The 19,496-nt window shown below is 73.5% G+C and carries 12 protein-coding genes; 9 read left to right on the top strand and 3 right to left on the bottom strand.

The window, feature by feature from the left end; all coding sequences use genetic code 11:
- Nucleotides 1–117 precede the first annotated feature (117 nt).
- Complete coding sequence (locus ACZ3YO_RS19905) at nt 118–3,984, top strand: non-ribosomal peptide synthetase (RefSeq protein WP_465570874.1); 3,867 nt, start codon at nt 118–120, stop codon at nt 3,982–3,984.
- A gap of 199 nt (nt 3,985–4,183) precedes the next feature.
- Entirely contained in the window at nt 4,184–7,771 is a 3,588-nt protein-coding gene (gene metH, locus ACZ3YO_RS19900) for a methionine synthase (protein ID WP_465570872.1), read from the top strand.
- A gap of 70 nt (nt 7,772–7,841) precedes the next feature.
- On the opposite strand, the gene ACZ3YO_RS19895 is transcribed toward metH, so the two are convergent.
- Nucleotides 7,842–11,186 (bottom strand): condensation domain-containing protein, encoded by a 3,345-nt coding sequence (locus ACZ3YO_RS19895; protein ID WP_465570869.1) that lies wholly within the window; start codon nt 11,184–11,186, stop codon nt 7,842–7,844.
- Nucleotides 11,187–11,443: 257 nt separating this feature from the next.
- Here ACZ3YO_RS19895 and ACZ3YO_RS19890 point away from each other — a divergent pair, with 257 nt between their 5' ends.
- From ACZ3YO_RS19890 to ACZ3YO_RS19865, 6 genes are all read left to right on the top strand, one after another.
- On the top strand, nt 11,444–11,689 hold the full coding sequence (locus tag ACZ3YO_RS19890) for an MbtH family protein (RefSeq protein ID WP_465570866.1): 246 nt from the start codon (nt 11,444–11,446) through the stop codon (nt 11,687–11,689).
- A complete protein-coding gene (locus ACZ3YO_RS19885) occupies nt 11,686–12,420 on the top strand; it encodes a hypothetical protein (protein WP_465570864.1) in 735 nt (244 codons plus the stop codon). Before ACZ3YO_RS19890 ends, ACZ3YO_RS19885 begins: the two co-directional genes overlap by 4 nt.
- A gap of 4 nt (nt 12,421–12,424) precedes the next feature.
- Nucleotides 12,425–13,954, top strand: coding sequence for an amino acid adenylation domain-containing protein (locus ACZ3YO_RS19880; protein WP_465570861.1), 1,530 nt, complete (start codon nt 12,425–12,427; stop codon nt 13,952–13,954).
- A gap of 85 nt (nt 13,955–14,039) precedes the next feature.
- Nucleotides 14,040–14,423 carry a phosphopantetheine-binding protein gene (locus ACZ3YO_RS19875; RefSeq protein WP_465570859.1) on the top strand — a complete coding sequence of 128 codons (384 nt, stop codon included), beginning with the start codon at nt 14,040–14,042 and terminating at the stop codon, nt 14,421–14,423.
- Nucleotides 14,413–15,525 (top strand): acyl-CoA dehydrogenase family protein, encoded by a 1,113-nt coding sequence (locus ACZ3YO_RS19870; protein WP_465570857.1) that lies wholly within the window; start codon nt 14,413–14,415, stop codon nt 15,523–15,525. Before ACZ3YO_RS19875 ends, ACZ3YO_RS19870 begins: the two co-directional genes overlap by 11 nt.
- Nucleotides 15,522–16,397, top strand: a complete 876-nt coding sequence (locus ACZ3YO_RS19865) for an acyl-CoA dehydrogenase family protein (RefSeq protein WP_465570854.1) — start codon at nt 15,522–15,524, stop codon at nt 16,395–16,397. Before ACZ3YO_RS19870 ends, ACZ3YO_RS19865 begins: the two co-directional genes overlap by 4 nt.
- A 66-nt stretch (nt 16,398–16,463) precedes the next feature.
- Here the strand turns inward: ACZ3YO_RS19865 and ACZ3YO_RS19860 are convergent, their stop codons facing one another.
- Nucleotides 16,464–16,757: a phosphopantetheine-binding protein gene (locus ACZ3YO_RS19860; RefSeq protein ID WP_465570852.1), complete on the bottom strand. Its 294-nt coding sequence runs from the start codon at nt 16,755–16,757 to the stop codon at nt 16,464–16,466.
- Nucleotides 16,758–16,856: 99 nt separating this feature from the next.
- Nucleotides 16,857–18,116, bottom strand: a complete 1,260-nt coding sequence (locus ACZ3YO_RS19855; protein ID WP_465570849.1) for an MFS transporter — start codon at nt 18,114–18,116, stop codon at nt 16,857–16,859.
- 182 nt (nt 18,117–18,298) lie between these two features.
- Between ACZ3YO_RS19855 and sbnB the strand changes: the two genes are divergently transcribed.
- Complete coding sequence (sbnB, locus tag ACZ3YO_RS19850) at nt 18,299–19,306, top strand: 2,3-diaminopropionate biosynthesis protein SbnB (RefSeq protein ID WP_465570846.1); 1,008 nt, start codon at nt 18,299–18,301, stop codon at nt 19,304–19,306.
- Nucleotides 19,307–19,496: the final 190 nt, after the last annotated feature.

Raw genomic sequence — 19,496 nt, 5'->3', positions numbered from 1 at the left:
TCGCGCCGGAGCCCCGGCGGACCGGGCCGAGGCGGCGGAGCGGATATTGCCTCCGCTCTGCCGCCGATGGTGCCGATGGAGGCGTTCCGGGGCGACTTATTCTGACCGTCAGCGGGTGTGTTCTCGCAGCTCGACGGCGGTGAACGAGCTTATCTACACGAGGTGGGGGTCGGCGTGGGCGACAGTGCTCGGCGAGCGCTCCGCGAGCTTCTGGCGGAGGTTCTGGGTGTGGCCGCGGTGCGTGGGGAGGACTCCTTTCCCGGCCTCGGCGGTGACTCGCTGAAGGCCGTTCGGCTGGCCGGCCGGGCACGGGCCGAGCTCGGCGTGACACTGAGCGTCCGGGACCTCTACGACGCCCCGGACCTCGACGCGCTGGCCGCCCTGGCGGTGCCGGCGGACACCGCCGCCCCCCGGGGAACCGCGCCGGACGGCGCCCGCCTTCCGCTCACCTCCGCCCAGCAGGGCCTGCGCTTCCTGGAACGGCTGGAGGGGCCCGGTGCGAGCTTCAACCTCCCCCTGGCGCTGCGCCTGCGCGGTTCGCTCGACCGGGAGGCGCTGCGGGCCGCGGTGGACGACGTGGCCGCGCGGCAGGAGGCGTTGCGCACGGTCCAGGGGGAGACCGACGGTGTCACCGGGCAGCGGGTGGTCGACGCCGGTGTGGCGTTCCAGGTCGAACGGATCGCCGAGGAGGAACTCGAGGCCCGGCTGGCCGCCCTGACGACGTACGGCTTCGATCTCGCCGCGGAGATCCCGCTGCGGGTCTGGTTGCTCGAACTCGGCCCGGACGACCACCTGTTGCTCCTGCTGACCCACCGGATCGCCGTCGACGAGACCTCACTCGGACTGCTCGCCCGCGACCTCGACACGGCCTACGCCGCCCGCTCCCGGGGCGGTGCGCCGGACTGGGCCGAACTGCCCGCCCGATTCACCGACTTCGCGCACCGCCAGAGCCGGTTCGCGGCCGCGGCCGGCGGCGCCGACCCGGCCGTGGCCGCGCGGTTGAAGGCCCGCGCGGAACTGCTCGCGGGCATGCCCGACGAGCTGGCCCTGCCGTATGACCGGCCGCGCCCGGCCGTCGCCACGCACCGGGGTGAGGAGGTCGGTCTCCGGCTCGACGCGCAGACGCACCGGCGCCTGGCGGAGGTGGCCCGGGCGGCCCGGAGCACCATGTTCATGGTGGTCCAGGCCGCCGTCGCGGTGCTGCTGAACCGGCTCGGCGCGGGCGAGGACATCCCCCTCGGCACCCGCGCCGAGGGCCGCACCGACGCCGACCTGCACGACGTGGTCGGGCCCTTCGCCAACCTGCTGGTGCTCCGTACCGACGTCTCCGGCGACCCGACCTTCGCCGAGTTGCTCGGCCGGGTGCGGGAGACCGGCCTGGACGCCTACGCCGACCTGGACATCCCCTTCGGACTGCTGGTGGGCGCCGTCAACCCGGCCCGCTCGCTCGCCCGGCACCCGCTCTTCCAGGTGCTGGTCACCGCGGGGACCGACCGGGCCCCGGCGTCCCTGGCCGGCGTCGACGCGCAGCCCCACGGGACGACCCCGCACCCCGCCCGGCACGACCTCGCCTTCGCCTTCGCCGAGCGCTTCGGCGAGGACGGCGCGCCCGGCGGCGTCGAGCTGACCCTCACCTACCGGACGGACCTCTTCGACCGGGCGACCGCCCGGACCATCGGCGAACGTCTGCTGCGCGTGCTCACCGCCGTGGCCGCCGACCCCACCGGAAAGGTCGGCGGGATCGACGTCCTCGACCCCGCCGAGCGCCACCGGCTCCTGGTGGAGTGGAACCGCAACAGCCCGCCGTTCGAGGTGCCGCGCAGGACCCTGCCGGACCTGCTGGAGGCCCAGGCCGGGCGGACCCCCGACCTGCCGGCCGTGCAGATGGGCGACACGGTGCTCACCTACGCCCAGCTCAACGCCCGGGCCAATCAGCTCGCCCGGTACCTGGTCGGCCACGGCGTCGGGCCCGAGTCGGTGGTGGCGCTGATGATGGAGCGCTCGGTCGACGTGATCGTGGCCCTGTGGGCGACGCTCAAGGCGGGCGGCGCCTACCTGCCGATCGACCCGAGCTACCCGGCCGACCGCATCGCGTTCATGCAGAGCGACGCCGCCCCGGTGCTCACGCTCACCGAACCGGTCGACGCCGGACACCTGCCGGCGACCGACCTCACCGACGCCGACCGCCTGGCGCCGCTGCGGCCCGAGCACCCCGTCTACGTCATCTACACCTCGGGCTCCACCGGCCGGCCGAAGGCGGTGGTCATGCCGGGCGCCTCCCTGGTGAGCCTGCTGACCTGGTACGAGACCACGCTCACGCCCGGGAGGATGGCCCAGTTCTCCTCGCTCAGCTTCGACACCTCCGCCTTCGAGGTGCTGTTCGCCACCACCAGCGGCGGCGCCCTGGTGGTGCCGCCGGAGGAGGTCCGGCGCGATGTCGACCTCTTCGCGCGGTGGCTGGCCGACCACGACGTCCACGACATGAATCTGCCGAACCTGGTGCTCGACGCGCTGTGCGAGTCCGCCGAGCGGACCGGCGTCCGGCTGCCCGAACTGCGGATGATCGCCCAGGGCGGCGAGGCGTTGACCCTCTCGCCCCGGCTCAAGGCCTTCTTCGAGCCCGAGCGGCGCCGGCTCGACAACTACTACGGTCCGACCGAGACCCATCTCGCGATCGCCCACTCCTTCCCCGCCAGGGGCGCGGACTGGCCGGCGGAGGCGCTGCTCGGCCGGCCGATCGGCAACATGCGGGGGTACGTGCTGGACGGCCGGCTGCAGCCGGTGCCCGCCGGCGTGGTCGGCGAGCTGTACCTCGCGGGCGAGCAGTTGTCCCGCGGATACCTGAACCGTCCGTCCGCGACCGCCGCGCGCTTCGTCGCCAACCCGTTCGACGGGCCGGGCAGCCGGATGTACCGCACCGGTGACCTGGTGCGCTGGACCGGGGACGGCCACCTGGTGTTCCTCGGGCGGGTCGACCACCAGGTGAAGATCCGTGGCTTCCGGATCGAACTCGGCGAGATCGAGACGGTGCTGCGCAGCCATCCGGCCGTCGCGCAGGTGGCCGTCCTGGCGGTGGAGGACCGCCCGGGCGCCAAGCGTCTGGTCGCGTACGTCGTGTCGGAGTCCGGCCCGGTGGACCAGGCCGCGCTGCGCGCGCACGTGGCCGAGGCGCTGCCCGACTACATGGTGCCGTGGGCCTTCGTCCAGCTCGACAGGATGCCGCTCAATCCCAACCGGAAGCTGGACCGCGGGGCCCTGCCGAAGCCCGGCCGCGCGGCCGCCGGGCGGGCTCCCCGGACCCCGGTGGAGCGGGTGCTCTGCGGGATCTTCGCCCGGGTGCTGGCGGTGCCCGAGGTCGCCATCGACGACAGCTACTTCGACCTGGGCGGCACCTCACTGCGCGCCGGCGAGGTGACCGCGCTGATCCGGGCCGAGCTGGGGGCCGAGCCGCCGCTGCGGGCGCTGTTCGAACGGCCGACCCCGGCGGGTCTGGCCGAGCACCTCGCCCCCGGAGCCGGGCCCGCTCCCGGAGCCGGGCAGCCCGCTCCCGGAGCCGCCGACCTGGCCGACCACGGACCGGCTGATCACGGACCGGCTGATCACGGACCGGCTGATCACGGGTCGGCCGATCGTGGGACGGCCGCCCGGGTGGTGGCCGGCTCCGCGTCGGCCGTCTCCGGCGGCTCGCCGGGGGGACCGGCGCAAAGGCGCCCCGGCCCGCCCCGTCCCGAAATGCGGACAGCCGTCCTCGGGGAGATATTCTCGGAGCTCCTGGAATGCGGCCCGGTTTCCGGCGAGGACGACTTCTTCGCGCTGGGCGGCCATTCCCTGCTCGCCACCCGGCTGGCCAATCGGATCAGGGACGAGTTCGGCGTCGAGGTGTCGCTGAAGTCCCTGTTCGACAGCCCCACGCCGGAGGGAATAGCGGCGCTGCTCGACGGAGGGCGGGCGGCGCGGCCCGCCCTGAGGGCCCGGCCGCGGTAGCCGGGCGCCCTGTCGGCGCGGTCTGACGGGGCGTCAGGTGAGCGTGGGCGGGAACCATTTCATTCCGCTCCGCCGAGGGGATCCGATATAGTTGGGGCCGGAGTCGAGAGGCGCTGCAACGGGAAATCCTCCCGCCACGCTCGACTTGAAATCACTCGACCAAGGGCGCCTCCGGTGATTTCGTACGGAGGTTGTCGAAATGAGTGATTCTCGTACCCGACGCGACGCGACCGCGACGCTGCGGCGGCTGATGAGTGAACGGATCCTGGTTCTCGACGGCGCCTGGGGCACCCTGCTGCAGGCCATCAAGCTGGGTCCGGCCGACTACCGGGGCGAGGTGATCGACGGGGCCCACCCGTACGACGTGACGGGTGACCCGGACCTCCTCAACCTGACCCGGCCCGATCTGGTCCTGGACGTGCACCGGCGCTACCTCGCGGCCGGGGCGGACATCATCACCACCAACACCTTCACCGCGACCAGCCTCGGCCAGGCCGACTACGGCCTGGAGCACCTGGTCCGGGAGATGAACCTGAGCGGGGCGCGGCTCGCCCGGCAGGCGGCCGACGAGGCCGGGGGCAAGTTCGTCGCGGGCTCGGTCGGACCGCTGAACGTCACGCTCTCGCTCTCCCCGAAGGTCGACGACCCGGCGTACCGGGCGGTCACCTTCGAGCAGGTCAAGGCGGCGTACGCGGAGCAGATGGCGGCGCTGGCCGAGGGCGGGGTCGACCTGCTGCAGATCGAGACGATCTTCGACACGCTCAACGCCAAGGCGGCGATCGCGGCCGCCCGCGAGGTCGCGCCCGAGCTGCCGCTGTGGCTCTCGGTCACCATCGTCGACCTCAGCGGCCGCACCCTGTCGGGGCAGACGGTCGAGGCGTTCTGGCGGTCGGTCGAGCGGGCCGAGCCGCTGATCGTCGGCGTGAACTGCGCGCTCGGCGCCGCCGAGGTGCGCCCGTACGTGGCCGAGCTGGCCCGGCTGTCCGGTGCCCATGTGGCCTCCCACCCGAACGCCGGCCTGCCCAACGCCTTCGGCGGCTACGACCAGACGCCGGAGGAGACCGGCCGGCTGATCGGCGAGTTCGCGCAGGCGGGTCTGGTCAACATCGTCGGCGGCTGCTGCGGCACGTCGCCCGACCACATCGAGCGGATCGCCGCCGCCGTGGCCGGGGTGACGCCGCGCGTCGTCGCCGAGCCGCCCGCCGCGACCCGGTTCAGCGGGCTGGAACCGTTCGAGATCGGCCCGGACACCGGCTTCGTCATGATCGGTGAGCGCACCAACGTCACCGGCTCGGCGAAGTTCCGGCGGCTGATCGAGGCGGACGACTACCAGGCCGCGGTCGACGTCGCTCTCGAACAGGTCCGCGGCGGCGCCAACCTCCTCGACGTCAACATGGACGCCGACCTGCTCGACAGCGAGCGGGCGATGACCACCTTCCTCAATCTGGTGGCGACCGAGCCGGAGGTGGCCCGGATCCCGATCATGATCGACAGCTCCCGGTGGAGCGTGATCGAGGCGGGTCTGGCCTGCGTGCAGGGCAAGGGGGTGGTCAACTCGATCAGCCTCAAGGAGGGCGAGGAGCCCTTCCTCGCCCAGGCCCGGCGGATCCGCGACTTCGGGCTCGGCGTCGTCGTGATGGCCTTCGACGAGCTGGGCCAGGCCGACACCACCGAGCGCAAGGTGGACATCTGCGGCCGGGCGTACGACCTGCTGGTCGACAAGGCGGGCTTCGCGCCCGAGGACATCATCTTCGATCCGAACGTCCTCGCCGTCGCCACCGGCATCGCCGAGCACAACGGCTACGCCAAGGCGTTCATCGACGCCCTGCCGCTGATCAAGCGGCGTTGCCCGGGCGCGCGCACCAGCGGCGGAATCTCGAACCTGTCCTTCTCCTTCCGCGGCAACGACGTGGTGCGCGAGGCCATGCACTCGGCCTTCCTGTTCCACGCGGTGCGCGCCGGCCTGGACATGGGCATCGTCAACGCCGGACAGCTCGCGGTCTACCAGGACATCCCCGCCGAGCTGCTGGAACTCGTCGAGGACGTGCTGTTCGACCGCCACCCCGACGCGACCGACCGGCTGGTCACCTTCGCCTCCACCGTCACCGGCAGCGGCACCAAGCGGACCGTCGACCTCTCCTGGCGCGAGGGCACCGTCCAGGAGCGCCTCTCGTACGCCCTGGTCCACGGTGTCGTCGACTTCGTCGAGAAGGACACCGAGGAGGCCCGGCAGGTCCTCGGCCGCCCGCTCGAGGTGATCGAGGGGCCGCTGATGGACGGCATGAAGATCGTCGGAGACCTGTTCGGCTCGGGGAAGATGTTCCTGCCGCAGGTGGTCAAGAGCGCCCGCGTGATGAAGCGCTCGGTCGCCTACCTGGAGCCCTACATGGAGGACGAGAAGACCTCCGGGCGCGGTCAGGGCAAGGTGGTGCTGGCGACCGTCAAGGGCGATGTCCACGACATCGGCAAGAACATCGTCGGCGTCGTGCTCGGCTGCAACAACTACGAGGTCATCGACCTCGGCGTGATGGTGCCCGCCGCGAAGATCCTGGACACCGCGATCGCCGAGGGCGCCGACGCGATCGGCCTGTCCGGCCTGATCACGCCCTCGCTGGACGAGATGGTCTCCGTCGCCGAGGAGATGAGCCGGCGGGGCATCGAGCTCCCGCTGCTGATCGGCGGCGCGACCACCTCCAGGCAGCACACGGCGGTGCGGATCGCGCCGGCGTACGAGGGCCCGTCCGTGCACGTCCTCGACGCCTCCCGGGTCGTCGGCGTGGTCTCCGACCTGCTCGACCCCGAGCGGGCGGCCGAGCTGGACACCGCCAACCGCGCCGAGCAGGAGCGACTGCGCGAGCAGCACGAGACCCGGCACCGCGTCGCCCAGCTCACCCTCGCGCAGGCCCGCGCCAACAGTGAGCGGATGGACTTCAGCGACCTGCCGACGCCCGCGTTCACCGGCGTGCGCACCGTGACACCGGAGATCGGCGAGCTCCGCAAGCTGATCGACTGGCAGTTCCTGTTCCTCGCCTGGGAGCTCAAGGGCAAGTTCCCGGCGATCCTCGACCAGCCGGTCGCGCGTGAGCTGTACGACGACGCCATCGCCATGCTCGACCGGATCATCGCCGACGGTGCGTTCCAGGCGCGCGGCGTCTACGGCTTCTGGCCCGCCCACTCCGAGGGCGACGACATCGTGGTCGACGGCGTCCGGCTCCCGATGCTGCGCCAGCAGACCGCCAAGCCCGCCGGCCGGGCCAACCGCTGCCTGTCCGACTACGTGGCCCCGTCCGGTGACCACCTCGGCGGATTCGCGGTCGCCATCCACGGCGCCGAGACGCTGGCGGCCCGGTACGAGGCCGAGCGTGACGACTATCGGGCGATCATGGTCAAGGCGCTCGCCGACCGGCTGGCCGAGGCGTTCGCCGAGTACGTCCACCTGCAGGCGCGCCGGGAGTGGTTCGAGCCGGACGCCGACCCGCTGCTCGAGGACCTCCACGCCGAGCGGTTCCGGGGCATCCGCCCCGCGCTCGGCTACCCGGCCAGCCCGGACCACTCCGAGAAGCGCGAGCTGTTCGAGCTGCTCGACGCCGGCTCCCAGGAGATCGGCCTGACCGAGTCGTTCGCGATGACGCCGGCCGCCAGCGTCAGCGGCCTGATCTTCGCGCACCCGGGGTCGCGCTACTTCAGCGTCGGCCGGATCGGCCGCGACCAGCTGGAGGACTACGCCGTCCGGCGCGGCTGCGAGCTCAGCGAGGCCGAGCGCTGGCTGCGGCCCAACCTGAGCTGACGGCGGCGCGCAGACGCCGCGGCGGCCGGATCCCGGGTGTTGGGGATCCGGCCGCCGTCGTCCGCGGGGCTCAAGCCTCCTTGCAGATCACGCCGAGCGCGGAGAGCCGGATGTCGGGGGTCGCGACCACCGCCTCCAGCAGACGGCCGAACTCGCCGACCGCCCGCGTGACGGTCGCCCGGTCGTAGAGCGCCGTCGGGTACTCCACGGTGCCGAGGACGCCGGCGGGGGAGCCCTCCTCGTCGAGGGTCTCCGTCAGGGTGAGATCGAGATCGAGCTTGGCGGAGACGCCGCGCATCGGGAAGGCCTCGACGGCCAGCCCCTCCGGTTCGAAGGCGAGCGAGGTGTGGTGCTCCATGGTGAAGCCCACCTGGAACAGGGGGTTGCGGCCGGGGGCACGGGGCGGGTTGACCGCCTGCACCACCTTGTCGAACGGCACGTCCTGGTGGGCGAGCGCGGCGAGGTCCGCGGCGCCCACCCGCGCGAGGAACTCACGGAAGGCCACGTCCACCGAGAGGTCGGCCCGCAGGACCACCGTGTTGATGAGGAAGCCGACCAGCTCGTCGAACTCGGCGTGGGTCCGTCCGGCCACCGAGGTGCCGATCGGGATGTCGTTGCCGGCGCCGAGCCGGGCCAGCAGCACCGCGAAGCTCGCGTGCAGGGCCATGAACAGGGTCGTGCCGCTCTCCCGGGAGAGCCGCAGCAGCGCGGCGTGCAGCTCCGGAGCGATCGAGACCGCGACGGTGTCGCTGGACGGGTCGGCCGTCGCGGACCTCGGACGGTCGGGCGCGAGCGTCGCCTCCGCGGGCAGGCCGGCCAGCGTCGCCCGCCAGAAGGCGAGCTGACGGTACGTCTCGGACTGCTGGTCCGCCTCGTCGCCGAGCAGCTCGTGCTGCCAGAGGGTGTAGTCCGGGTACTGCAGGGCGAGTCCGGGCCACTGCGGTCCGGCGTTCCGCAGCCGAGCCGTGTAGGCGGTCGTCAGGTCGGTGAGCAGGGGGCCGGTCGACCAGCCGTCGCAGACGATGTGGTGCATGAGGAGCAGGAGCACGTGCTCGCCGGGGGTGCGGGTGAAGAGGTGGGCGCGGACCAGCGGCCCCCGGGCGAGGTCGAAGACGTGGGAGAACTGCGCGGCGACGAGGCCGGCGAGGTCGGCCTCGGTGGTGTAGTCGGCCCGGTGGAGGCGGAGGTATGCCTCGGTGGGTGAGAGGACGTGCTGGTGGGGCTCCCCGTCGGTCTCGTGGAACTCGGTGCGGAGGGCCTCGTGGCGGGTGATCAGGTCGTTGAGCGCGTGGTGGAGCGCGGTGGCGTCGAGGTCACCGCGCAGGCGCAGCGCGATGGGGACGTTGTAGGAGGCGCTGGGCCCCTGGATCTGGTCGGTCATCCACAGGCGGAGCTGGGCGGGCGAGAGCGGTAGCGGGGAGGGGCGGGGGTCGATCCGGCGGGGGGTGATGCGGGGGCGGGCGGCGGACTGCCGGATGTGGGCGTCGAGCTTGGCGACGGTGGAGGCCCGGAAGACGGTGGCGAGGTCGAGTTCGGTGTCGAAGACGGTACGGACGCGGCTGGCGACGCGGACGGCGAGGAGGGATTGACCGCCGAGGTCGAAGAAGTCGTCGTGGAGGTTGACGCTGTCGCGGCCGAGGAGGTCGGCGAAGATGCCGCAGAGGATCTCCTGGGCGGGGGTGCGGGGCCGGTCGGCCTCGGTGGTGCCCGCGGGGCCGGCGGCGGCCTCGCCGCCGGGGGCGTCCCGGTCGGCGGCGGCCGGGGGCGGCGGGAGTTCGAGGTGGCCGTCGGGCCGGCGGCGGGCGCGCTGGCCGGTGGGGAGGGTGCCGGTGACGCCGAGGGGGACGGGCCGGCCGGCGCGGTCGAGGACGGCGAGGGGGGTGGTCGCGGTGGGGCGCAGGTGGGGGTGGGCCCGGTGGAGGGCGGCGAGGGTTTCGGGGGCGGGGAGGTCCCCGGTGAGGTGGAGCCGGGTGAGGGAGGGGTCGGTGGCGAGCAGGGCGGCGAGCTCGCCGGTGTCGACGGTGGGGGCGTCGGGCGGTGTCGCGGGGGTGCGGCCGAGGAGGTCGGCCTCGCCGGGCACCAGGATGTCGGCGTGGGAGACGGGTGCGTCGGGCGTGGTGGCGAGGGCGTCGAGGACGAGGGTGAAGCGTCGGGCGAGGAGTGCGGCGGAGTCGTGGTCGAACAGGTCGGTGGCGTAGTTGAGGTGGCCGCGGATTCCGGTGGGGGTGCCGTCGCGGTCGAAGGTCTCCGCCAGGTCGAGGTAGAGGTCGAACTTGGCGGAATGGCGTTCGACGGATTCGGCGGTCTGCATGCGGACGTCCAGACCGGGGAAGTCGGGTACGGCGGTTTCGTGGTTCTGGAGTTCCAGCATGGTCTGGAAGAGCGGGTGCCGGCCGGGGTGGCGCTGGGGTGCGGCGGCGTGGACCACCGCTTCGAACGGCGCGTCCTGGTGGTCGAAGGCGCTCAGGTCGAAGTCACGTACACGGTCGATGAGTTGGCGCCAGGTCGGGTCGCCGGAGAGATCGGTGCGCAGCGCGACGGTGTTGACGAAGAAGCCGACGAGGTCGTTGAGGGCTTCGTCGGAGCGGCCGGCGGTGCCGGTGCCGATCGGGATGTCGTCGCCGCCGCCGAGGCGGTGCAGGAGGGCGGCGAGGGCGGCGTGCAGGACCATGAAGAGGCTTGCACCGCTCTCCTGGGCGATCTGCCGCAGCCGGGCATGGAGTTCACCGCCGGTGGAGAGTGCGGCGCCCCCGCCCCGGTGGGTGGCGAGGGCCGGGCGGTGCCGGTCGGTGGGCAGGGCGATCTCGTCCGGCAGTCCGGCGAGGGCGGTGCGCCAGAAGCCGAGTTGCTCGGCCAGCAGTGACGTGGGGTCGTCGACCGACCCGAGGACCTCGCGCTGCCAGGCGGCGAAGTCCGCGAACTGCACCGGCAGCGGCGGGGAGGTGGGCGGGGTGCCGGCGAGCCGCGCGGAGTAGGCGTGGGCGAGGTCGCGCATCAGCGGCCGCACCGACCAGCCGTCCACCACGATGTGGTGGAAGACCAGTTGGAGGACGAACTCGTCCGGCGCGGTGCGCAGCAGCCGGGCGTGTACGGGGGCCTGGCGGGTGAGGTCGAACAGGTGCCGGCCGCCGGCTTCGAGCAGGTCCGGCAGGTCGTCCCGCGCCGCGTCGACGAGGTGCAGCACGCCGCCGGCCGGGGGCGCGGCGATCTGCTGGACGGGCGTGCCGTCCACGTCAGGGAAGCTCGTGCGCAGCACCTCGTGCCGGGCCAGTACATCCCCGACGGCCGCGTCCAGCGCGGCGACGTCGAGCGGGCCCGAGATCGCGGCCTGGACGACGATGTTGTACGTCCAGCCGGTCCGCTCGAACCGGTCGAGCAGCCACAGCCGGTGCTGGCCGAACGACACAGGGATCACGAAATCTCCTCCAGGGGCATCGAAGGCCGCCACCACACGCCGCAATGGTCAACATCCGAACGCTAGACGCCGGGCCCCGCCCGCACCGGCACCCCGACCGGCAGAACCCAGGCACCTGGGCCGGCCCGCGGAACCGCCGGGGGAATCTGCCGCCCGGCCGCCTCCGGCGCTGCCGATCCCGGGCTTCCCGATCTCCTACGGTCGTGATTCGTCGTACGCGGCGGTTTTCGGCAGAACGGCAATCCCGAGGTGGGTCAGTGAGCGCTCTATTCGATGATGTGGACGGCGAGTTCCTCGTCCTGGTGAACGGTGAGCGGCAGCACTCGCTGTGGCCCGCGGCCCTGGACGTCCCGGGGGGCTGGGAGAGCGTGCACGGCGGGGACAGCCGGCAGAACTGCCTCGACTACATCGACCGGCACTGGACGGACATGCGCCCGGCGTCGCTGGTCGCCGCCGTCGAGGGCACCGCCCGGGCGACCGCCCCGGGCGGTAGCCCGTCGTGACCGGCGCGCAGACGGTCCTCGCGCTGGAGTTCCGCGGGGCCGGCGACACGGCCGACTTCGGTTTCCTCGCCCGCGAGGGAGTGGCCGGGCTGGTCCGCGTCGACCCGCTGGTGCACCACGTCGACCGGCCGCTGACCCTCTCCGAGCAGGCCGCCCTCGTCGCCGCCCGGCTTCCGGACCGGCCCGCCCTGGTGCTCGCCTACTGCGGCACGGCCGCCCTCGCGTTGCACGTCTCGGCGCTCACCGGCACGCCGGCGCTGCTGGTGGACCCGTATCCGGTGACCGTCGAGGACATGGTCCAGGACTTCCGCAGGCTGTGCGCGGCGACCGGCATCGACCCGGACACCACGGCGGAGCCGGCCGCCGGGCCGGACGTGGCCCGGTGGGAGAGGGCGCTGTCGGCCGGGCGGGACGCCATGGCGGAGGTGCACGGCGGCGACGAGGAGGCGTACGAGATGGTCGACGACCTGCTCGACCGCTACCGCGCCTGGCTGCGCTTCCTCCAGGCGAGCAGGGCCGCCGAGCCGGTGGCACCCGCTGCGCCGGTCGTCGGTGTGACGGCCCGCCCGGATCCGCGGCTGGACCTCCTGGTCGCCGACCCGGCCGCCGTCGAACTCCACCGCGTCGACGTCCCCGCCGGGCTGCTCGACTCCCCGGAGGTCCGGGCCCGGCTCACCGCCGCCATCCACCGGTACGCGCCGACCGCCGTAGCCGCACAAGGGAACAGTTGAGTTGATGGAGCAAGTCACCGGAACCGGCACGCTGCACGAGCTGATCGAGGCGCGCGCCGAGCGGGCCCCCGACGCGGTCGCGGTCGTCGCCGGCGGCGAGTCGATCACGTACGCGCAGCTCGTCGCCCGCGCCCGCCGGCTCGCCCGCTCCCTCGTGCGGGCGGGCGCCGAGCCCGACACCTTCGTCGGAGTGGCCGTCGACCGTTCGGTCGAGGCCGTGGTGGCCGTGGTGGGCACGCTCTTCTCTGGCGCCGCCTACATCCCGATCGCCACCGACCTGCCCGAGGACCGGATCCGCCTGATCGCCTCCGAGGCGCGGCTGCGGCTGGTGACCGGCGTGGACGCCGAGGTCGCCGCGGCGGCCGGCGCCGAGTTCAGGCCCGTGGACGCCCCGGCGGACGACGGCGACGAGGTGGACGACGGCGAGCTGCCCGTCGTCCACCCCGACCAGGCGGCGTACGCGATCTTCACCTCAGGATCGACCGGCCTCCCCAAGGGCGTGGTGATCTCCCACCGGTCGGTGGTGGGCTCGACCCTGGCCCGGTTCGGCAGCTACCCCGAGCCGTCCGTCTACGCCGTCCTCGCGCCGCTCACCATCGACGCCGCCGTCGCGGGCCTCTACTTCACACTCGCCGCCGGCGGCCGGGTGCTGCTCCCGGGGGAGGAGGAGATCCGCGACCCGCAGCTCCTCGCGGACCTGCTCGGGGCCCACGAGGTCAGCCATCTGGACGGACTCCCCTCGCAGTACGCGGCGCTGCTGCGCTTCCACCCGGAGGCCGCGGAAGGGCTGCGCTGCGTCATCCTCGGCGGCGAGGCCCTGCCGTACCCGCTGGCCCGGGAGCACCTAGCCGCGGTCCCGGGGGCGGAGCTGCACAACGAGTACGGCCCGACCGAGTCCACCGTCTGGGCCACCACCCACCGCTGCACCGCCACCGACACCGGGCCGCACGTACCGATCGGCACCGGCGTCCCGGGCATCCGCGCGGAGGTGCTGACCGATGCGCTGAAGCCCGCCGCGCCCGGCGAGGTCGGCGAGATCTGGCTCTCCGGCCCGCACCTCGCACGCGGCTACCTGGCCCGGGCGCGACAGACGGCGGAGCGCTTCGTCGCCCACCCCGACCCGGGCTTCCCCGGCGAGCGGATGTACCGCACCGGCGACCTCGGGCACCTCGACGAGGCCGGCGAGATCGTCTACCACGGCCGCTCGGACCACCAGGTGAAGGTCCGGGGCTTCCGGGTCGAGCTGAGCGAGGTCGAGGCGCGGCTGCTGGAGCACCCCGAGATCCTGGACGTGGCCGTGGTGCCGCACACGGGCATCACCGGCGTCCGGCTGGTCGCCGTGACCGTGCTCGCCCCCGGCTCGGAGCCGGGCGCCCGGGCGCTGTCCGCGTTCGCCGCCGGCCGGCTGCCCGCGTACATGGTGCCCACGGTCTGGCGCCGGGTCGACGGCCTGCCGGTCGCCGTGAGCGGCAAGGTCGACCGGCAGGGGCTGCAGGCGGACGCCCTCGGCGTGGGCTCCGCGCTGCCCGCGTGACCCGCGGAGCGACCCGACCAACCCGGGGCGCCGCACCGGCGCCCGCCACGAGGCAACGAACAGAGGAAGCGGAGGTCCGGCACCCATGAACGGCCATGCCGACGAACAGAACCCCGTCCGGTCGGACGGCACACAGGTCGGCGCCACGGGCGGTGACCTGTCCGCGCTCGTGCTCGCGCTCGCGCACGAACTGCTGGAGCGGACCGACGTCCGTGCCGACGAGGACTTCTTCTCGGCCGGCGGCGACAGCATCCTGGCGATGCACCTGGTCGGCCAGCTGGCCCGCCGCACCGGGCTCAAGCTGCGGGTCTCGCTGCTCTTCGCCAATCCGGTGCTGCGCGACTTCGCGGCCGAGGTCGAGCAGCTGCGTGCCGCCACCGCGGCCGCCGCCGCGGCACCCGCCGTGCCCCTCGCCGCCGCCCTGAGCGCCGCCCGCGCCACCGACGGGAGCGCCGCCAGTGCGTCGTGACTTCGATCCGGTCCAGGCGGCCCTGGTCACCGAGGTCGACGAGGTGCTCGACGGCCTCCGGCCGGACGCCGGCGTCCGGGAGTCCTTCGAGGCGCTCGGCGCCGCACGGCTGCTGGCCGTGCACTACCCCGAGGAGTACGGCGGCCGGGGTCTGAGCCTGGCCGCCCACTCGGCGGTGTCGGAACGCATCGGCCTGCGCGGCCTGCCGGACGTCGCCCACCTGATCACCGTCCAGGGGGTGGGCTGCCCGCTGCTGACCTTCGGCACCGAGGAACAGCGCCGCCGCTGGCTGCCCCCGATCACCTCCGGCCGGCTGCTGGCCAGCCTGCTGCTCTCCGAGCGGGGAGCCGGCAGCGACCTGACCCGCGTCACCACCGGCGCCGTGCCCGACGGCGACGGCTGGCGGATCACCGGCGAGAAGACCTGGAGCCTGCTCACCGAGTTGTCGCAGATCGCACTCTGTTCGGTGCGCACCCGGCAGGGCGACAGCCGGTACGACGGGATCTCCCTCTTCCTGGTCGACCTGCGCGACCCCGGGGTGCGGATCGAGCCGGTCGCCCGTGCCTCCGGCGAGCCGTACTACACGATCACGCTGCGGGACGTGCGGGTCGACCGCGATGCGCTCGTCGGCGAGCTGCACAAGGGCTGGGCCCTGCTGCCCACCGTGATCGGCTTCGAGCGCGGTGGCTTCGACTACCTCACCCGCGCCCAGTCCTGGCTGGCCGCCGCCCGCACCGAGCTGACCGCCCGGCCGGAGGCCGAACGACGGGTGCTGGCAGCGGACTTCGCACGCCGTCAGTTCCTCGTCGAGAACGCCCGGGCGCTCGCCTACCACGCCGCCGGAACCGCCGAGGGCCTGGAGACGGACGAGACCGTCACCGCGTACGCGAAACTCGCGAGCGGCCTGGCCGCCCAGGCCGTCACCCGCTGGGCCGCCGAGGAACTGCTCTCCGTGCCGGGCCCGGACGAGGCCGCACCCCACCGAACCCTGCTGCGCGCCGCGGTGGCCGAGGCTCCGGAGCTGACCATCTCCGGCGGCGCGCAGGAACTCCAGCTCGACCTGATCGCAGGAGAATTCATGATCGGCAGGACGGTCCGATGAACCTCCAGCTGGATGCGACCCAGCACCGGCTGACCGACGCCGTCGGCAAGCAGGAGGCGGCGGCCGCGCCCGACGCCTCGGGCTGGGACGTCCTCGACGCGGTCGGCCTCTCCGAACTGCTCGCCCCCGCACCCGGTGCCCGGCCGCTGTTCGGGCAACTCGAATGGCTCCTCGTGCTGGAGGAGCTGGGCGCGGGCTGCCGCCCGCACACCCTGGTGCGCTCGGTCCGCAGCTTCCTCGACGTGTACGCGGAGGGCGGCCACGCGCCGGCCGCCGCCGAGGCCTACCGGGCCTGGGTCGGCCAGCACCGCACCGCGCCGGCCGCCGCCGACGCCCTGGTGGAGCACGCCCCCGACGGCCGGTGGCGGCTGTCCGAGCCCCGGCCGGAGGCGCTCGCAGGCCTGCCGCAGCCGGTCCTCGACGCCTCCGCGGCGAACGCGGCGCGCGACCGCGACCTGCTCGCCCTCGCCGCGTACGCGTGCGGGGTGGCCCGGCGCTGCCTGGAGGCCGCCCAGGAGCGGGCCGGCGAACGCGTGGTCGCGGGCCGCCGCCTGCTGGAGCACCAGGGCACCGCCCACCGCATCGCGCGCTGCGCCGTCGACCTGACCCTCGCCCGGATCGGGCTGTGGCGGGCGGCGCACGGCGAGGACGAGGGCGTGCCCGCCGGTCACCTGGCCCCGTCCGCGGCGGCGGCCTGCGTGTCGGCGGCGCTGGACAGCGCCCACACCGTCGTGCAGGCCTTCGGGGCGGCCGGCACCAGCGACCCCGGGATCGTCCGGCTGTTCCGCACCGCCTGCTCGCTGCCGGCGCTGACCGGCTCGCCGCGCGCCCTGTGGCAGGAGGCCGGAGCGCGGCTGCCGCTCACCGTCTGAGCGGCCGCCGCCGTCCACGAGAAAGGCCCGGGCCGATGGCCCGGGCCTTTGACGTGCGGCGCGCTCTCATGCGGCGGTGCCTTCGGCCGTACGGCGGGTCAGCGGGGTGACCGGGGCGGCCTGGGCGGCGCAGAGCGCGAGGCCGGCGACCGTCGGGGCGGAGAACACGTCCGCGACGGCGACCTTCACACCGAGCCGCTTGCGCGCCAGGGCCGCCAGGCGGATGGCGAGCTGCGAGTGGCCGCCGAGGCTGAAGAAGTCGTCGTCGAGGGAGATCTGCCGTACGTCGAGTTCGAGCACCTGGGCGAACAGCTCGCGCAGCGTCTCTTCCACGGCGGTGGGGGTGTGCTCAGTGGTCATGTCGGTTCACTTTCCTGACTCCGGGAGTTCCGGTCTGCGGAGGGACGAGGGCGGCCGCCGCACCGGGGCGGTAGCCGGGGTGAAGGACGGCGCCGGGGGTCAGACGGCGGTGGCGACGGGCTCGCGCCCGGCGTCGAGCTTGGCCGGCGTCATCAGCCGCCAGACCAGCGCCGTCATCACGGTCATCGCCACGAAGCCGACCCAGAAGGGCGCGGTGATGCCGAACGACCGCGCGATGACGCCGCCGAGCAGCGAGCCGATCGCGGCGCCGCCCATGCTGAACAGCATGTAGACGCTGTTGATCCGGCCGAGCATCTCGCTCGGGGTCACCCGCTGGCGCAGCGTCACCCCGACGACGCCCCAGATCGTGGCGTGGGCGCCGAAGAACACGAGCGTGACCGCCGCGATCCACGGCGCGCGGGTCACGGCGAGGACGAGGTGGGAGAGGGTCTCGACGAGCAGCCCCGCGCGGAGCAGGGCGGCCGATCCGAACCTGGCCTCCAGGCGCGAGACGGACACGGTGCCGATCACCCCGCCCACGGCGGACACCGCGAGCAGCAGGCCGTAGCCGGCTCCGGTCAATCCGAGCCGCTCGCGCGCCCACAGCACGTACACCGCGAAGATGCCGCCGTAGGTGAGGTTCATCAGGCCCATCGTCACCGCGAGCATGCGCATGGCCTTGTGCTGCCACAGCCAGCGGAGGCCCTCGGCGATCTCCTGCCACACCGTGCCGCGCGCCGCGGGCGTGGCGTCCGGGGCCGGCGCCGCGGCGTCACCGGGGCTGTGGCCGGGGCGGGGGCGGAGCGAGAGGACGAGGACGGCGGCGAGCACGAAGCAGGCGGCGTCCGTCCCGAACGGAAGGGCCGCCGCGAAGACGAACATCCAGCCGCCGAGCGGCGGGCCGGCGAACTGGTTGCACACCATGCGGATGCCGGACAGCCAGGCGTTGGCCTTCGGCAGCTCCTCCGAGGAGACCACACTGGGCAGCAGCGCCTGACCGGCGTTGTCCGCGAGCGTGGCGCCCACGCCCAGCAGGAAGACCGCCGCGTAGACGGCGGGTATGCTCGCCCACCCGCGCCACACCAGCACGGCGAGCACGGTCATCACCACGGCGCGCAGCACACTGACCGCGCCCACGACGAGCCGCCGGTCCACGCGGTCGACGAACACACCGCTGAAGAGCGAGAAGAGCAACCACGGCAGCTGTTGGGCGAACACGGCGCCGGCGACCACCGCGGGATTCCTGCTGATGGTCGCCATCAGCAGCGGGCCGGCGGCGACCGTGACGCCGTCTCCCAGTGAGGACATTCCGGATGCCAGCCAGAGCCTGGCGTAGTCACCCTTGAGAAAAGCAGCCATGGATGAGGGATCCTAGCAACGTGGACCTGCACCGGGGGAGGAGATATCGCGCCCGTCACAGCGGCAATTTCCCGGGCAGAAATGCGGCAGATCCGCCGAGTCGGGCTCCCCATGTGAACTACTGGCACGCGCCGGCGTTCGATGACGGCATTCACCTGGAGAACCGGATGGGGAGAGCGGAAATGAATGACGGGGTACTGGTCCTGACCCGCGAGCAGGTCGGCTCCTGCCTGGCCGGCGGGCAGGCCGAGGTGCTGGCCGCGGTGCGGTCCGCCTACGAGGCGCACGCGGACGGTGCGACGGCCGTACCGCTCTCCAGCTTCCTCACCGTCGCCACCCGGCCCCGGGACCGCATCGTCGGGATGCCCGCCTACCTGCGCACCGACGAGGAGCGGGCCGGGATGAAGTGGAGTTCGTCGTTCCCCGGCAACGCCGAGGCCGGCAAGGACCGCGCCTCCTCCGTCATCGCACTCAACTCCCTTGCCGACGGCCGCGTCACGGCCCTCATGGAGGCCTCGGCGATCAACCTCGCGCGCACCGGCGCCAGTGCGGCCCTCGCGGCGTCCACCCTGCACGGCGAGGAACGGCTGACCACCGTCGGCGCCATCGGCTGCGGGCCGATCAACCTCTCGATCGTGCGCTACCTCCGTGCCGTGTACGGCGAGGGGTGGCGCCTGCTGGTGTTCGACATCGTGGCGGAGCGGGCCCACGCCTTCGCCGCCCGCGTAAGGGAGTTCGCGCCCGACGCCGCGGTCGAGGCGGTCGGCTCGGCCGACGCGGTGCTGAGCGCCGCTCCGCTGGTGTCGATCGCCACCAACACGCCCGCGCCGCACATCGAGAGCCTGGCCGGGTGCCCCCGCGGCGCGACCGTCCTGCACATGTCGGTGCGCGACATCGCCCCCGACGAGATCGAGCGGCACGACAACGTGGTGGACGACCCCGACCACGTCCTCCGGGTCAACACCTCGCTGCACCTGCTGGAACAGCGCCACGGCCGACGGGACTTCATCCGCACCACGCTCGGCGACGTGGTGCGCGGCCGGCAGCCGGCCCGCCGGAGCGCGGACGGCGTGGTGGTGTACTCGCAGTTCGGACTCGGCATTCTCGACATCGCCGTGGCGGCCCACGTCCAGGCCGTCGCGGAGAAGGCGGGCATCGGCACCTGGATTCCCGACTTCCACGTCGGTTAGGTCCCGTCCGGCCCGCCCCGGGAGACGGCGGCGGCGTCACGCGGCCGGACTCCCCGCCCGGACACCGGCTGACCAACGGTCACCGTGCGGACACGGAGATTCCGCAGGGCCCGGCCCGTCGTATCCGACGGGCCGGGCCCGACGCGTTGTGCGGCCCATCCGGCGGGTGGGAAGGCTGCCTCCGGCCTGC

The organism is Kitasatospora sp. NPDC022785 (assembly GCF_055561295.1).
This window is presented reverse-complemented; position numbering and strand designations above follow the sequence as displayed.

Excerpts from the sequence above, each read along its gene's own strand:
- metH (WP_465570872.1), top strand. The coding sequence starts at position 4,184 with ATGAGTGATTCTCGTACCCGACGCGACGCGACCGCGACGCTGCGGCGG.
- ACZ3YO_RS19880 (WP_465570861.1), top strand. The coding sequence starts at position 12,425 with ATGGAGCAAGTCACCGGAACCGGCACGCTGCACGAGCTGATCGAGGCG.
- sbnB (WP_465570846.1), top strand. The coding sequence starts at position 18,299 with ATGAATGACGGGGTACTGGTCCTGACCCGCGAGCAGGTCGGCTCCTGC.
- ACZ3YO_RS19860 (WP_465570852.1), bottom strand. The coding sequence starts at position 16,757 with ATGACCACTGAGCACACCCCCACCGCCGTGGAAGAGACGCTGCGCGAG.
- ACZ3YO_RS19865 (WP_465570854.1), top strand. The coding sequence starts at position 15,522 with ATGAACCTCCAGCTGGATGCGACCCAGCACCGGCTGACCGACGCCGTC.
- ACZ3YO_RS19875 (WP_465570859.1), top strand. The coding sequence starts at position 14,040 with ATGAACGGCCATGCCGACGAACAGAACCCCGTCCGGTCGGACGGCACA.
- ACZ3YO_RS19855 (WP_465570849.1), bottom strand. The coding sequence starts at position 18,116 with ATGGCTGCTTTTCTCAAGGGTGACTACGCCAGGCTCTGGCTGGCATCC.